This is a genomic window from Pigmentiphaga sp. MLSB6-MA01, from assembly GCF_058793475.1.
Map to the genome: position 1 here is coordinate 150829 of NZ_JBXAFV010000004.1, position 14053 is coordinate 164881.

Genomic DNA, 14053 nt, shown 5'->3' on the forward strand with positions numbered 1-14053 from the left:
TTTCCCATCCGAACAATACGAGGAGACAAACATGAACCGCTATCGACAACACGCCGCCGCGACCACCCTGGCCCTGTGCGCGCTGGCGGCGGGATCCGCCGCGCACGCCGCCGACGCCTACCCCAACCAACTCCTGAAGCTGCTCGTGCCCTTCCCGCCTGGCGGCGGCACCGACACCATGGCCCGCTTCGTCGCCGCCGCCCTGACGGAAAAATACAAGTGGAACGTCATCGTGGAGAACCGCCCCGGCGCCGGTGGCATGGTCGGCCTGGGCGCGCTGGCGCGAGCGCCCGCCAACGGCTACAACCTGGCCCTGGGGCAGACCTCCAACCTGTCCATCAATCCCTACCTGTACGCCAACGTTTCCTACAACGTCGCCAAGGACTTCGCCCCCGTCGTATCGGTGGCATCCCAGCCCATGGTCCTGGTGGTCAGCGCCGACAGGCCGTACAAATCGGTGGCCGACCTGGTGAAGTTCGCCAAGGCGCATCCCGGCAAGCTGTCGGTGGGCAACGCCGGCACCGGCACGGTGGGCGACATCACCGGCCGCTACTTCGCCCACGAGGCCGGCATCGACGTCCTGCACGTGCCCTACAAGGGCGCGGCGCCCGCCATGAACGACCTGCTGGGCGGCCAGGTGGACATCTTCTTCGCCTCGACGCCCGCGGCCATGTCCCAGGTCGACAACCCCAAGGTGCGGATGCTGGCCATCACCACGCTCAAGCCCATCCCGCAGTTGCCCAATGTCCCGCCGCTGGCCGATACCCTGCCGGGCTTCGAGGCCGCCTCCAAGACCGGCCTGCTGATGCCGGCCGGCACGCCGCAGGCCGCCATCGACGCCGTCAACAAGGCGGTGAACGAGGTGCTCAAGAGCCAGGACCTGCAACGCAAGATCATGGACGAAGGCAACGTGGTGCTGGGAGGAACTGTGCAGGAATTCACCGACACCATCGCCGGCGATTCCGCCAAATGGTCCGGGATCATCAAGGACGCCAACATCCAGATCAAGTGACACACCCATGAGCAAGCCCCTGCAATCCCTGCGCGTCCTCGACCTGACCAACGTGCTGGCGGGACCGTTCTGCTGCCAGCAGCTGGCGCTGATGGGCGCGGACGTCATCAAGGTGGAGGTGCCCGGTTCCGGCGACCTCGCCCGCCAGCTCGGGGCCGACCCCGGGCTCAACCGGCGCGGCATGGGCCTGTCCTTCCTGGCCCAGAACGCGGGCAAGCGCTCGATCACCGTCAACCTGAAGCACCGGCGGGGCAAGGAGGCCTTCCTGCGGCTGGTGGCGACCGCCGACGTCGTGGTGGAGAACTTTCGCCCCGGCGTCATGGACCGCCTGGGCCTGGGCTACGAGGTCCTGCGCCGCCACCGGCCGCGCCTGGTCTATTGCGCCATCTCCGGCTTCGGACAGGACGGCCCGCTGAGCGCCCTGCCCGCCTACGACCAGATCATCCAGGGCATGTCCGGCACGATGAGCATCACGGGCGACGCGCGCACCGCGCCCTATCGCGTCGGCTACCCCATCGGCGACACCATAGGCGGCATGACGGCGGCCTTCGCGATCGCCGCCGAGCTGGCCGACCGCACCCGCACCGAGGCGCGCTTCATCGACGTATCCATGCTGGAGTCGGTCATCTCGACCATGGGATGGGTGGTGTCCAACTACCTGAACACCGGGCACCGGCCCCGCCCGCTGGGCAACGAGAACTTCACCGCCAGCCCCTCGGGCACCTTCAGGACGGGCCGTGGACTGCTGAACATCGCCGCCAACAAGCAGGAACAATTCGAGGCCCTGTGCCAGGCCGTGGGCCGGCCCGAACTGGCGCGCGACAGCCGCTACGCCGACCGGCAGGCGCGCCTGGCCCATCGCGATCAACTCAAGGCGGAGCTGGAACAGGCCCTGGCCGCCCGCCCGGCGGACGACTGGTGGCCCCTGCTGGCCGAGCGGGGCATACCCGCCGGGCCCGTCTACCAGGTGGACGAGATACTGGCGCATCCGCAGATACGCGACCGCGGCCTGATCGGCCGCTTCACGCAAGTGCCCGGCGCCGGGCGCGACATCGCGGTCGTGCGCGGGGGATACAAGGTCGACGGGCAGCCACCGGCGGTCGATGCGCCGCCGCCCGAACTGGGTCAGGACACCGTGGCGCTGCTGACGCAACTGGGCTATACGGACGACGAGATCGCCGTGCTGAAAACCGAGGGGGCGATATGAACGATCACGCCGGCAACGAAGAACAGGCCTGCGGCCAGTGGTGGCGCACCGGCATCATCGACATGCGGCCCGGCAGCATCCGCTATCGCGGCTATGCCGTGCAGGACCTGATCGGCAACCTGGGCTTCGCGGAAATGATCTGGCTGATGCTGCGCGGCGAACTGCCCGCGGCCGGGCAAGGCGCCCTGCTGGACGCGGCGCTGATGGCGGCGGTGGACCACGGCCCGCAGGCGCCCAGCATCGCCATCTCGCGGATGGCGATGACCTGCGGGGTCGGGCTCAACAACGCCATGGGCTCGGCCGTCAACGTGCTGGGCGACGTGCACGGCGGCGCAGGCGAACAGGCGGTCGGACTGTACGGCGACATCGCGCGGCGGCTCGAGGCCGGCGCGGATCTCGCCAGCGCCGTGCGCACCGGCCTGGACGACTGTATCGCGCGCCGCGGCAAATACGTGCCGGGATTCGGCCATCGCTTCCACCCCATCGATCCGCGTGCCGTCCGCTTGATGGCGCTGCTGGACGAGGCCGTGGGGCAAGGCGTGGTGCCGGGCCGCCACCTCGCCATCGCGCGGGCGGTGGAGTCCGAACTCCAGGCGCGCAAGGGGCGCCGTCTTCCCATGAACATCGACGGCGCCACCGCGGCCGTCTATGCCGAGCTGGGCTTTCCGGCGGAACTCGCGCGCGGCCTGTTCTGCCTGTCCCGTTCGGTGGGCATCCTGGCCCATGCCTGGGAACAGCACGAGCAGGGCGGACGCAACAAGGGGCCCATCCCCCGGCAGTTCCTGCCGGTGTACGAAGGCCACCCGCCGCGCGAACTGCCGCCCGACCGTGCCGGTCAGGGCTCGCGCACGCCGACGGGCGCGCCCGCCAGGTAGGCCTGCACGCCCGCCACGCTGGCCTGGTAGAAGCCGGCGATCGTCTCGCGCGTGGCGTAGCCCAGGTGCGGCGTCAGCACGACATTGTCCAGCCGGGTCAGCGGGTGGCCGGCCGGCAGCGGCTCGGTCTCGAAGACGTCCAGCCCCGCGCCGCCCAGCCGCCCCTGCGTCAATGCCTCGACCAGCGCCGCCTCGTCCACGATCGGCCCCCGGGCGGTGTTGACCAGCAGCGCATCGGGTTTCATCAACGCGAGTTCGCGCCGTCCGACCAGATGGCGGGACCGCTCGCTCAAGACGACATGGATGCTGAGCACGTCCGATTGCGCGAAAAGCACGTCCTTGTCCACCCGCTGGACCTGGAACGCGGCAGCGGCCTCGTCGGTCAGGTTCGGACTCCAGGCCACGACCCGCATGCCGAAGGCCTGGCCGATGGCGGCCATGCGCTGCCCCACCCGTCCCAGCCCCAGCAGTCCCAGCGTCTTGCCATCCAGCAGCATCCCCGCCGTGCGCTGCCAGGCGCCCTCGCGGACGCTGCGGTCTTCATAGGCGATGTGGCGGGCGGTGGCCAATATCAGCCCCCAGGCCAGTTCGGGCGTGGCGTTGGACCCGTGGACGGCCGACGACACATGGGACACGACGATGCCGCGCTCGGTCGCCGCCCGCAGGTCCAGCGTGCGGTGGGCCTTGCCCGTCACGGTCATGAATTCGAGATTGGGCAGCCTCTCCAGCAGCGCCCGCGGCATGGGCGTGCGCTCGCGCAGATGGCAGAGGATGTGATAGGGCGCGAGTACGGCCGCCGCCTCGTCCGGCCCCTCCAGCTTGCGGTCGATCACGTCGATCCGGCACTGCCCTTCCAGCACCGACCAGTCGGCCGAACGCAGCGCCAGGTGCAGATAGTCGTCCAGGATGGCCAGGCGCTTCATGGCAGACGCAGGACGCCGACGTCCCCCTCGATGTCCAGGCGGGTGCCGAAGGGGCGGGACAGCCGGGCGACGCGGTCCAGGATGCGCCGCGCGTCGTCTCCCCTGGCCAGCATGGGCCGGCCGCGTTGGCCCCGTGGCCGCCCGAATCCCATATCGATGGGGTACAGGCTGACCGAGGCCAGCGTCCCGGCGTCGAACTGACAGGTGGCCAGGCACCCTTCCCAGAACTCGCGCGTGGCCGGAAAGCCCCGGCTGTCGTTGCCGGTGCGCGCGTCCAGGAACTCGGAAGGCGTGGCGGCGGCATCCAGCCCGAAGCGACCATAAGCCTCGGCGGGAAAGGCGTTGATCGTCTCGTTCTGGAAAATGAAATTGCCCAGGCTGTGGAAGATGGGCGCGCCCTTGTAGACCTCGACACCCATGGTCAGGTGCGGGCCATGGCCCGCCACCACGTGCGCGCCGGCGTCCACGGCCGCGCGGGCGAACTCGATGGCGAACTGCGCCGACTCCTCCAGCTCCACGTCGGTGGGCGCGGTGCGCTTGCCCGCGCTGCCGAACTCGTGGCAGTGGAAGGAAAAGACCACCCAGTCCGACTGCTTGCGCGCCTCGCGGATGAATCGCAGGTTGGCCTCGGCATCCTTGGCGTCGACCCTGGTCGACACGGCGAAGCCTTTGCCGCGGCGAAACTTCGCGCCCAGCAGCGCCACGCTGTCGTCGTCGTTCCCGGGCACCTCGTGCGGCGCGTAGAACTGCGAGCGATGCCGCACCTGCTCCTGCGCCATGCCCAGTTCTTCGCTGATGCGCCGGAGCGCGGCCAGCGACTCGTCGTCCACCGTGTAGGACGTGGCGAACCCCAGGGGATTGATGCCGGGGCGGCCGGCGCTGTCCGAGCGCGCGTCGGCCGCGCGGTTCCAGGGCCGGTAGAACGACGTGGCCGACACCAGGCCGACGCGGCCGGCGTTCGTTTCCAGGTAGCCCGGCCGGCGCGCCTCGGTCAGCGTGCGGCCCGCGCCGGAATACGGAATGCCGGCGCGGTCCAGGTGCGCCAGGCTGGCCAGCACGCCCGAGACGCCGTAGTCGGTGGCATGGTTGTTGGCGATGGACACGATGTCCACGCCCATCCACTTCAAGTCTTCCAGCAAGGCCGGCGCGGTGCTCATGGGCGTGCCCTGGGTGAAATTGGGCACGCCTTCGCCGGCCTCGCGCACGGTGGTCTCCAGGTTGCCGAAGCTGGCGTCGGCGTCCCTCAGCAGATCAACCAGCGCCAGATAGTCGTCTTCGGCATAGGGCTTCAAGGCCCTGGACAACATCATGTCGCCGACCAACGCCAGCTTGATACGGCCCCGCTCAGCTTCGTACGGCATAGGCCCTCCGCCTTACTCGATGCTACCGACGGTTTCGTAGATCAGCTTGCCCGTGCGCGACGGAAAGCCCCCCCGCACCGCGCCCGCTCGCTGGTCGCGGTAGATCGTGTCCAGGGCCGGGCTCAGGGCGCGGCTGTTGGGCACCGACAGCCACATGCGCAGCAAGTGGCGCCTTTTCTCCGGTTCGTCGAAGTCCTCGAACGCGGTGCGCGAATGCAGCATCATGTGGTTGTTCAGGAATTGCAGGTCGCCCGGCTGGAACATCATCGAGAAATGGAAATCGGTGCTGCCCGACAGACTGTCGAGGAAATCCAGCGCCTCTTCCTGGATCGGCGTCAGGCGCGGCACGTCGGGAAAGCGCTGGGCCGAACGGATGTGGGTGCGCACGTAGCGGCACGAGAACTTGCCTTCATGCATCGAGAACACGGGCTGCTGGTAGTACGGCGGTTGCCCGGGCTCTTCCTGCCCCTGCCAGCTCCAGTGGAACGGCTGGTACAACACGTCGAGCAGGTCGGGACGCTGCTTCAGGATCTCGTTGTGGATGGCCTGCGAGCTGGCGATCATGCTCAGGCCGCCGGCGCGGGCGGTGCGCAGCACGAACAGCGCCACCACGTCGCAGGAGTCGGTGTGATAGGTCAGCTTCTGGTTGGAGGTGTAGCCCCGGCCCTGCGGGCTGTTGATATCGATGCCCAGGTTGCGCACGTCGCCCAGGATGTCGCCCTTGGCGCTTTGCGAGACGGCCGTGCCCATGTGCTGGCCGATGCCCCAGTAGATGATGCGCAGGTCGTCCTTGCCGTAGCGCTCGGCCTGGATGCCGCGCAGCAATTGCAGGCCCAGGCCGTTCTCGATCTGCTCGCGGGTGTGGTCTATCACCTTCGACACCGTCGGCAGCGGGAAGTCCTCGCGCGTCATGGTCGAGATGAGTTTGCCCTGTTTGCGCACATTGCGCAGCGCGGCGTCGATTTCGTCGATCTCGGCCTGGGTGAATTCGTAGACCCAGGCCTTGCTGTCCTTGATTTCGGGGCCGCGCCAGGTGGCCGGTCCCGTGATGGCTGCACGCATGAACAAATCTCCTGAAAGAACCGGGCTCAGTCGATGCTGATGCCGGTCGAATGAATCACCTTGCCCCAGCGGGCCACTTCTTCCTTGATGAAACGGTCCGCCTCGGCCGGACTGCTGGCGATCAGGTCGCGCGCATCCAGGCCCTTGACCTCCTTGCCGGCGCCGTTGACCATCAGTTCCTCGCGTATCGCCGCCGACACCTTGGCGACGATGTCGGCCGGCGTGCCCGGCGGCGCCACCATGCCGGTCCACGACACCGAGATGAAGCCGGGCATGGTCTCGTTCAGCGTGGGCACGTCGGGCAAGGCCGGGTGGCGCTTCTCGCTGCCGATGGCCAGCACGCGCAGCTTGCCCTCGCGGATCTGCGGCAAGGCCGTGGCCAGGCCCTGGAACATCACTTCCACCTGGCCGGCGATCAGGTCGGCATAGGCCGGCGGGCCGCCCTTGTAGGGGATGTGGACCATGTCGATGCCGGCCATCATCTTCAGCAGTTCGCCCGCCAGGTGCGGCGTGGAGCCGGTGCCGCCCGAAGCGAAGTTGAGCTTGCCGGGATGGGCCTTGGCATAGGCGATCAGTTCCTTCAGCGACTTCGCCGGTACCTTGGGATTGACCAGCAGCACGTTCGGGTTGGCGGCGATGATGGACACCGGCACGAAACGGTTCGGGTCGAAGGCGAGCTTCTTGTAGAAGCTCTGGTTGATCGCGATCGCCGTGGGCGGTGAAACCAGGAAGGTATAGCCGTCGGGTTCGGCGCGGTAGACCGCCTCGCCGCCGATGTTGCCGTTGGCCCCCGCGCGGTTCTCCACCACGACCGGCTGGCCCCATTTCTTCTGGATCCCCTCGCCGGCCAGGCGCGCCAGGGTGTCGGCCGCGCCGCCTGCGGGCACCGGCACGACGACCTTGATCACCCGATCGGGATAGCCGGCCGCCATCGCGGCACAGGGCAGGGCCAGCGATGCGGCCGCCAGCAGCCGCCGCACGATGTGCTTGGACATAGTCTTGTCTCCTTGTGTATCGGCGCGTCCATGCGCCACGTTCGTTTCCGGGCCGTGTGTCAGCCGCGCAATACCTGCCCGCGCTGCCCGCCGCCGCCCAGCGTCAGCGGCGCGCTCTGGTACCAGTGGCCGCCGTCCAGCGCCGCGTGGGCGGAGAACACCGCCAGGCTGCCCGGCGGCAAGCGCGCGAACTCCTGTTCATCCGTGCGCGCCAGGGTCAGGGGCTGCACGCCCAGGCAAGACTCCAGCGTCCAGCGCGACAAACCGGCCGGCGCGGCGGACAGCCCATCGGCGCCCTCTTCGGCCAACCGCGCCAGGCTGCCGGCGAACCCGGCCTGGGCGGCCTCCCAGCCAGCGGGCGTCTCCCCCCGCGCACGACTGCTCCCCAGGCGGATCCAATGGCCCTTGTAGGCCACCGACAACTCCAGGGCATAGGCCGGACCGAGCGGAAACTCCCCCTCCAGCCGTCGCAGCGCGCCGCTGCGCGACAGGTCGGGCGCCACGCGATAGAGCACTTCCTCGGCACCGGCGGCACGCACGCTGGCCTCGATGGCCGCCGCCAGCGCCGACGTGTTCCGGACATCGCCCGGCACCCCGGCCACGGCGTGCCGGGCGATGCCCAGCGCGCGGTCCGCCAGCGCCAGTTCTTCCTTGCCGCAAGGCTGGCGCACCGAGGCGAACAAGGACGCGGCATCGACGATGGCCGCGGTTCCCCAGGCCTTCATCAGCGGCAAGGCCACCGCCGCCGGCAGGCTGTCCAGGCCGATCACGCCCAGGCGCGAGCCGGACTGCACGCCCTTGGCGGCCAGCATGTCCAGCACGCCCTGGGCGAGCTTGGGCGCCGACACGACTTCGCCCAGATGCGAGACTTCGCGTATCCAGCCGTGCACGCGCGGCGTGAGCGACGCCAGCAGGATAGGCGCCTCGTCCGGCAGCACCACCAGCATGGCTTCGCTCCAGTACGGCGTGAAATTGCTCAGCCAGTGCACGGCGGCCGGCTCGGCAAACGAGGTATAGGCCAGCACGGCCGCCAGGCCTTCCCGATTCATCCCGGCCCGCAGGCGCGCAACGCGCTCGTCCAGCACCGAGGCCGGCAGTTCTTCCCGCGACCAGCTCATGAGTCCGCGACGCATAAAACGAATCCTTCTGTGAATTCCGATACCGGATCAGGCCAGGCCGGCCGGGGCGCTGCGCAACTCGCGCGGCGTGCGGGTCAGCACCTTGCAGCCACTGGCGGTCACGCGCACGGTGTCGCCCAGCACGATGTAGCCGGCCACCGGGTGGTAGGTGTTGGGATGCACGACCAGGGTCATGTCGGGCTCCAGCACCAGATCGACGTCTTCCAGCACGTGCGGACCGTCGACGTAGAGCCCCATGCCATGGCCGCGCACACGGGTGTACTTGGAGGTCACGTACTCGCCCAGGCCATGGCGGCGGAATACGTCGTTCTGCGCGCGCGCCACGTCGCCATGGGTATTGCCCGGCTTCACCTCGGCGATGCCGGCTTCCAGCGCGTCCAGGTACACCTGGTAGGAATCGAGCTGCTCGCGCGTGGGCGCGCCCAGCACCAGGGTGCGGCAGATCTGCGCGTAATACCCTTCCAGGCAGGGCGTGAGTTCGGTCGTGACCAGGTCGCCTTCGGCCAGGCGACGCTCGCCCGGCGGGCGCATGGTGCGGACTTCCTTGCCGCCCGACCCCATGATCATGAAATTCTCCGGACAGCCCTGGGTCCGCAGCCAGGCTTCCAGCTCGCCCACCAGTTCGAACTCCCGCTTGCCCACCCTGGCAGCCGCGCGAAAGACCTCATAGCCTTCGTCGGCCAGGCGCACCGCCTGCTCGACCCGGTCCGCCTCGGCGGCGGTCTTGCGCACCATCAAGCCATCGAGCATGGCGGTGGCCGCCTGCATGCCGGCCCCCGCGGCGCTGCGGGCCAGCAGCACCGGTGTCGAATGCGCGGGCGCGAGTCCGGTGCGCTCGGGCCTGACGGCATCCAATGCATGCCGCGCCCGGACCAGCAGGTCGGTGCTCCACTCCACCTTCAGGCCCGGCTGCTCCGCCGCGATGCGCTCGGCCTCGGCCGGCGTCTCGACCATCAGCCAGGCGTCGTCCGCGGTGACGAAGGCCACGGCCTGGCCTTCCATCGGCGTCACATCCAGCGCGTAGCGCAGATAGTCGCTACGCCAGGCATTGCCCGTCACCACCAGCAGGTCCAGGCCTGCCCGCTCCATGGCGGCGCGCAAACGGGTACCCCGCTCGTCCCTGAGCTTCGCACTCATATGCTGTCTCTCCCACCTTCCCGCCGGGCGCCCGCGGCCCGGTCTGTCGTTTCTGGCGTCCGCTCTCGGCGGACTCGTCATGGGCGACAGAATACGCAGGCCAGATATAGACAACAAATACAATTTTATCCACCAGCTATCGGAAATATTGATATGCTGGCGCCATGAACCTGCGCACGCTCAAACGCTTCCTGGCCATCGCCGAACTCGGCAGCATCAACAAGGCGGCCGCGCACCTGAACGTTTCGCAGCCGTCACTGACGAAAGACCTGCAAGACCTGGAGGAAGCGCTGGGGGTGGAGCTGTTCACCCGCAACGCGCGCGGCGTCAGCCTGACGTCCTTCGGCGAAACCATCTATACCCGCGCCAAGCTGGTCGACGCTGAATTCCGCAAGCTGGAAAGCGAAGCGCGCGCGCTGCGCGACGTCTCGATGGGCGAGGTCAACGTGGGCGTGGTGCCGGGCCTGCTGCAGAACCAGATCCTGCCCAAGGCCACCTTGAACCTGACGCAGCGCGCCCGGCGGCTGACGGTGAACTATCGGTTCGGCCATCGCAGCAGCATGCTGGGCCCGCTGTTGCGCGGCGACCTGGATTTCGTCATCGTCGGGATCGAAGACGACGAATACGCCGACGAACTGGTCTCCGAGCCTTTGTTTCCCGATCGCACCGCCCTGTTCGTGCGCGCCGACCATCCGATACTGGAAACCTTCGACGGCACCGGCGGCCACCTGGCCGACTACCCCTGGCTGGTGCTGTCGGAATGCTCGCAGTTGGAAGTCATGCTCAGGCAGATGATGCGCGCGCAGGGCACGCCCTTCGCCAACAGCGTGATCCGCACCGATTCCTTCTATTTCTTCCGCTCGACCCTGGTGGCGAGCGATTGCATCGGCCTGGCCCGCTACGACTCCGCCCGCCTGGAGAAACACACCGGCAACATCGTGGAACTGCCGCTCCAGCCGGCAGTGAGCAAGAAACTGCTGAGCACCCACATGATCGGCGTCGCCTACCGGCGCGACACCATGCTGTCGACGGCCAGCAAGGCCTTGATCCAGGAAATCCGCCACCTGACGGACGACCTGCTGGCGCAGGAGATCACGACCGACATGCGAACAGGGGCCGCCATTGCTCCAGTTTCTGCTCGAAGCTATACATCGCGGCAGCCGGCGACGAAGAAGCCAGCCGGAACACACGGTAGCCGTAGTCGGCCAGGTGATGGCCCAGCTTCCAGGACAGGCCGCCGTTGAAGCCTATGCATTCGAGCCGTGGCGCATGTTCCCGCAGATAGGCGGCAAGCGGATTGACCTCGGCCGCCGTCACCGCCGCATCCAGGCTGCCCTGGCGCCTGCAGTTGGCGACGACGTCCCAGATGCCCACGCGATGCCGGATGGCGACGCGCAGGCGTTCCTCGTAGGGCATCTGGTGCAGGGCCTCGACCTCCAGGCAGGCGCCCAGCAGGCGCCAGAACTGGTTGCGGGGATGGGCGTAGTACTGGCCCATGTTCAGCGAAGCCACCCCCGGGAAACTGCCCAGCACCAGCACTTCGGCGTCGGCCGCCAAGACCGGCGGAAAACCGCTGAGCTGGGCCTGCGCCGCGGCGCTCACAATCGCCCCAGGTCCGGTGCCAGCGAACGCGCCCATTTGCGCGCCGGCAGGCCGTAGCGGTTTTCCACCTCGTCGGCACGCGCCAGCAGCGCCTGCGCGTCGATCCGCAAGGCCGGGCCGGCCAGGGCGATCGCCACCCGGTTGCCTTCCTCGATTTCCGGCAACTCGACCACCCGCCCCTCGAACGCTTCATCGAGATTGCGGCGATTGTGTTCGTAGCTGTCGTGGGCGCCGAACAGGTTGACGGTCACGATGCCGGCCTGGCTCGCGTTGGCGCTGACCACCCGCCGGCACCCACGGTAGAACTCGACGGAATCACGCACCGGGCCACGCGCGGTATGGTCGTACAAATCCACCATCAAGGCGCGGCAACTGCCTCGGTTGGCGATGCCCTCCACCCAGGCACCCGCGTCGTCATGCGTCACCGTGAAACGCTCGTTGTCGGCGGGCAGGCGGAAATAGGCGCGACAGGCGGCGGTCACGCTGGGATTCCATTCCACCACGTGGACCAGGCTGTCGGTGTGCTTCAGGCAGAAGCGCGTCAAGGACCCCGCGCCCAGCCCCAGCGTGCCGATGGCCTGCTCGCCGCCGGCCGGCGGCGGATCGAGGAACAGCAGCCACGCCATCATCTGCCGCGTGTATTCCAGCTCCAGCGTGAAGGGACTGCGTATCCGCATCGCGCCCTGGATCCAGGGGCTGCCGAAATGCAGGTAGCGAACGCCCCCCTCTTCCGAGAAGGTCGGCTCGTCGAGCTCGCTGGGACCGGCGGCCCGCCGCCGGTCCGGCCCGGACCGTTGCGTCCCGCGGCTCAAGAGGCCTGGCTCAGCAACAGGCTGTTCATGCTGCGCACGAACGCGGCCGGATCCTCCAGCGACGCGCCCTCGGCCAGCAAGGCCTGGTCCAGCAGCAGCCGGGCCCACTGGCCGAAATCGGCATCGCCGGCCTGCCGCACGCGCGCGATCAGCGGATGGCCCGGGTTGATCTCCAGGATGGGGCGCGACTCGGGCGCGGCCTGACCGGCCGCCTTGAGCAGGCGTTGCAGGTGCTGGCTCATGTCCTGCTGGTCCACCACCACGCAGGCGGGGGAATCGACCAGGCGGAAGGTCACGCGCACGTCCTTGACCGCCTCGCCCAGCGCGGATTTGAGCCGCTCGACCACCGGCTTGAGCTCTTCCGAGACCTCGTCCTGCTGCTTCTTCTCTTCCTCGTCGGCCAGCGCGCCCAGGTCCAGGCCGCCCTTGGCGATGGAGGTCAGCGGCTTGCCGTCGAATTCGTTGACGAAGGACAGCATCCATTCATCGACACGATCGCTCAGCAGCAGGACCTCGATGCCCTTCTTGCGGAAGATTTCCAGGTGCGGACTGCTGCTGGCCGCGGCGAAGGTCTCGGCGGTGACGTAGTAGATCTTGTCCTGGCCTTCCTTCATGCGGGCCACGTAGTCGGCCAGCGATACCGTCTGCGCGGGGGTGCCGTCCTGCGTGGACGCGAAGCGCAGCAGCTTCAGGATGCGCTCCAGGTTGGCCGCGTCCTCGCCCACGCCTTCCTTGAGCACCTGGCCGAACTCGGTCCAGAACGTCGCGTAGTCGTCCTTGCGGTTCTCCGCCAGGTCTTCCAGCAGGCCCAGCACGCGCTTGGCGCTGCCTTCGCGGATGGCGCGCACGTCGCGGCTTTCCTGCAGGATCTCGCGCGACACGTTCAGCGGCAGGTCGGCCGAATCGATGACCCCGCGCACGAAGCGCAGGTAGGCGGGCAACAGTTGCTCGGCATCGTCCATGATGAAGACGCGCTTCACGTACAGCTTGACCCCGTGCTTCTTGTTGCGGTCCCACATGTCGAACGGGGCGCGCCGGGGCACGTACAACAGTTGCGTATATTCGCTGCGGCCTTCGACCCGGTTGTGGCTCCAGGCCAGCGGTTCCTCGAAATCGTGCGCGACGTGCTTGTAGAACTCGGCGTACTGCTCGTCGGTGATCTCGGACTTGCTGCGCGTCCACAGGGCGCTGGCCTGGTTGACGGTCTCGTCCTCGTCGCGCGTGACCTGCTCGGATTTCTCGGCGTCCCACTCCTCTTTCTTCATCAGGATGGGAACGGAGATGTGGTCCGAATAGCGCCGCAGGATGTCGCGCAGCTTCCACGACGACAGGAAGTCGTCCTCGTCCTCGCGCAGCGTCAGGATGATGTCCGTGCCGCGCCCGGCCTTCTCGGCCGCCGAGATCGTGAACTCGCCGTCGCCGGCCGATTCCCAGCGTATCGCCTGGTCCGCCGGCAGGCCCGCGCGGCGGCTGATGACGGTGACCTTCCGCGCGACGATGAACGACGAATAGAACCCCACGCCGAACTGGCCGATCAGTTGCGCATCCTTCTGCTTGTCGCCGGTCAGTTGCTGGAAGAACTCGCGCGTGCCCGAACGAGCGATGGTGCCCAGGTTGGCAATGGCCTCGTCCCGCGTCATGCCGATGCCATTGTCGGAAATCGTGATGGTCCGCGCGGCCTTGTCGAAGCCCACGCGGATGGCCGTCTCGCCGTCGCCTTCCAGCAGTTCCGGCCGGTCGATGGCCTCGAAACGCAGCTTGTCGCAGGCGTCGGACGCATTGGAGACCAGCTCGCGCAGGAAGATTTCCTTGTTGCTGTACAGCGAGTGGATCATCAGGTGCAGCAACTGCTTGACTTCGGTCTGGAAGCCCAGGGTTTCGGAGGTGTTGGTCTGACTCATGGCAATAACAAGGCCCATCCCGGCGCG

General features: G+C 68.1%; 12 protein-coding genes and 1 pseudogene. 4 read left to right on the forward strand and 9 right to left on the reverse strand.

What is annotated here, in order from left to right:
- Positions 1 to 31 precede the first annotated feature (31 nt).
- Genes AC1Q6E_RS08410 through AC1Q6E_RS08420 form a run of 3 tightly spaced genes read left to right on the forward strand, consistent with a single transcriptional unit; the run spans position 32 to position 3094 of the window.
- A complete protein-coding gene (locus AC1Q6E_RS08410) occupies positions 32 to 1012 on the forward strand; it encodes a Bug family tripartite tricarboxylate transporter substrate binding protein (protein ID WP_296557749.1) in 981 nt (326 codons plus the stop codon).
- 7 nt (positions 1013 to 1019) lie between these two features.
- Positions 1020 to 2219 (forward strand): CoA transferase, encoded by a 1200-nt coding sequence (locus AC1Q6E_RS08415; RefSeq protein ID WP_152796492.1) that lies wholly within the window; start codon positions 1020 to 1022, stop codon positions 2217 to 2219.
- Complete coding sequence (locus tag AC1Q6E_RS08420) at positions 2216 to 3094, forward strand: citryl-CoA lyase (RefSeq protein WP_152796494.1); 879 nt, start codon at positions 2216 to 2218, stop codon at positions 3092 to 3094. The genes AC1Q6E_RS08415 and AC1Q6E_RS08420 overlap by 4 nt, the downstream gene beginning before the upstream one ends.
- On the opposite strand, the gene AC1Q6E_RS08425 is transcribed toward AC1Q6E_RS08420, so the two are convergent.
- Genes AC1Q6E_RS08425 through AC1Q6E_RS08450 form a run of 6 tightly spaced genes read right to left on the reverse strand, consistent with a single transcriptional unit; the run spans position 3055 to position 9711 of the window.
- Positions 3055 to 4017, reverse strand: coding sequence for a D-2-hydroxyacid dehydrogenase family protein (locus AC1Q6E_RS08425; protein WP_296557743.1), 963 nt, complete (start codon positions 4015 to 4017; stop codon positions 3055 to 3057). The genes AC1Q6E_RS08420 and AC1Q6E_RS08425 overlap by 40 nt on opposite strands.
- Positions 4014 to 5378, reverse strand: coding sequence for a CapA family protein (locus AC1Q6E_RS08430; RefSeq protein ID WP_492572554.1), 1365 nt, complete (start codon positions 5376 to 5378; stop codon positions 4014 to 4016). The genes AC1Q6E_RS08425 and AC1Q6E_RS08430 overlap by 4 nt, the downstream gene beginning before the upstream one ends.
- A 12-nt stretch (positions 5379 to 5390) precedes the next feature.
- The gene (locus AC1Q6E_RS08435) at positions 5391 to 6440 is read right to left on the reverse strand and encodes a TauD/TfdA family dioxygenase (RefSeq protein WP_492572555.1); all 1050 of its coding nucleotides are present in this window, start codon (positions 6438 to 6440) and stop codon (positions 5391 to 5393) included.
- A gap of 26 nt (positions 6441 to 6466) precedes the next feature.
- Positions 6467 to 7435: a Bug family tripartite tricarboxylate transporter substrate binding protein gene (locus tag AC1Q6E_RS08440; RefSeq protein ID WP_492572556.1), complete on the reverse strand. Its 969-nt coding sequence runs from the start codon at positions 7433 to 7435 to the stop codon at positions 6467 to 6469.
- Between the two features lie 59 nt (positions 7436 to 7494).
- Positions 7495 to 8568: an aminopeptidase P family N-terminal domain-containing protein gene (locus tag AC1Q6E_RS08445; protein ID WP_492572557.1), complete on the reverse strand. Its 1074-nt coding sequence runs from the start codon at positions 8566 to 8568 to the stop codon at positions 7495 to 7497.
- 33 nt (positions 8569 to 8601) lie between these two features.
- The gene (locus tag AC1Q6E_RS08450) at positions 8602 to 9711 is read right to left on the reverse strand and encodes a M24 family metallopeptidase (RefSeq protein ID WP_296557736.1); all 1110 of its coding nucleotides are present in this window, start codon (positions 9709 to 9711) and stop codon (positions 8602 to 8604) included.
- A 164-nt stretch (positions 9712 to 9875) separates the two neighbouring features.
- On the opposite strand from AC1Q6E_RS08450, the pseudogene AC1Q6E_RS08455 reads away from it, so the two are divergent.
- A pseudogene (locus AC1Q6E_RS08455) lies at positions 9876 to 10763 on the forward strand (LysR family transcriptional regulator); the annotation flags it as partial.
- Between the two features lie 40 nt (positions 10764 to 10803).
- On the opposite strand, the gene AC1Q6E_RS08460 reads toward AC1Q6E_RS08455, so the two are convergent.
- From AC1Q6E_RS08460 to htpG, 3 genes are read right to left on the reverse strand one after another with little or no spacing between them, the layout of a single operon-like run.
- On the reverse strand, positions 10804 to 11313 hold the full coding sequence (locus AC1Q6E_RS08460) for a DNA-deoxyinosine glycosylase (protein ID WP_492572558.1): 510 nt from the start codon (positions 11311 to 11313) through the stop codon (positions 10804 to 10806).
- Positions 11310 to 12125 carry a class I SAM-dependent methyltransferase gene (locus AC1Q6E_RS08465; RefSeq protein WP_152796513.1) on the reverse strand — a complete coding sequence of 272 codons (816 nt, stop codon included), beginning with the start codon at positions 12123 to 12125 and terminating at the stop codon, positions 11310 to 11312. The genes AC1Q6E_RS08460 and AC1Q6E_RS08465 overlap by 4 nt, the downstream gene beginning before the upstream one ends.
- Complete coding sequence (gene htpG / locus AC1Q6E_RS08470) at positions 12122 to 14026, reverse strand: molecular chaperone HtpG (protein WP_492572559.1); 1905 nt, start codon at positions 14024 to 14026, stop codon at positions 12122 to 12124. The genes AC1Q6E_RS08465 and htpG overlap by 4 nt, the downstream gene beginning before the upstream one ends.
- Between the last annotated feature and the right edge of the window lie 27 nt (positions 14027 to 14053).

Excerpts from the sequence above, each read along its gene's own strand:
- AC1Q6E_RS08440 (WP_492572556.1), bottom strand. The coding sequence starts at position 7,435 with ATGTCCAAGCACATCGTGCGGCGGCTGCTGGCGGCCGCATCGCTGGCC.
- AC1Q6E_RS08415 (WP_152796492.1), top strand. The coding sequence starts at position 1,020 with ATGAGCAAGCCCCTGCAATCCCTGCGCGTCCTCGACCTGACCAACGTG.
- AC1Q6E_RS08445 (WP_492572557.1), bottom strand. The coding sequence starts at position 8,568 with ATGCGTCGCGGACTCATGAGCTGGTCGCGGGAAGAACTGCCGGCCTCG.
- AC1Q6E_RS08410 (WP_296557749.1), top strand. The coding sequence starts at position 32 with ATGAACCGCTATCGACAACACGCCGCCGCGACCACCCTGGCCCTGTGC.
- AC1Q6E_RS08430 (WP_492572554.1), bottom strand. The coding sequence starts at position 5,378 with ATGCCGTACGAAGCTGAGCGGGGCCGTATCAAGCTGGCGTTGGTCGGC.
- AC1Q6E_RS08420 (WP_152796494.1), top strand. The coding sequence starts at position 2,216 with ATGAACGATCACGCCGGCAACGAAGAACAGGCCTGCGGCCAGTGGTGG.
- AC1Q6E_RS08435 (WP_492572555.1), bottom strand. The coding sequence starts at position 6,440 with ATGCGTGCAGCCATCACGGGACCGGCCACCTGGCGCGGCCCCGAAATC.
- AC1Q6E_RS08450 (WP_296557736.1), bottom strand. The coding sequence starts at position 9,711 with ATGAGTGCGAAGCTCAGGGACGAGCGGGGTACCCGTTTGCGCGCCGCC.
- htpG (WP_492572559.1), bottom strand. The coding sequence starts at position 14,026 with ATGAGTCAGACCAACACCTCCGAAACCCTGGGCTTCCAGACCGAAGTC.
- AC1Q6E_RS08425 (WP_296557743.1), bottom strand. The coding sequence starts at position 4,017 with ATGAAGCGCCTGGCCATCCTGGACGACTATCTGCACCTGGCGCTGCGT.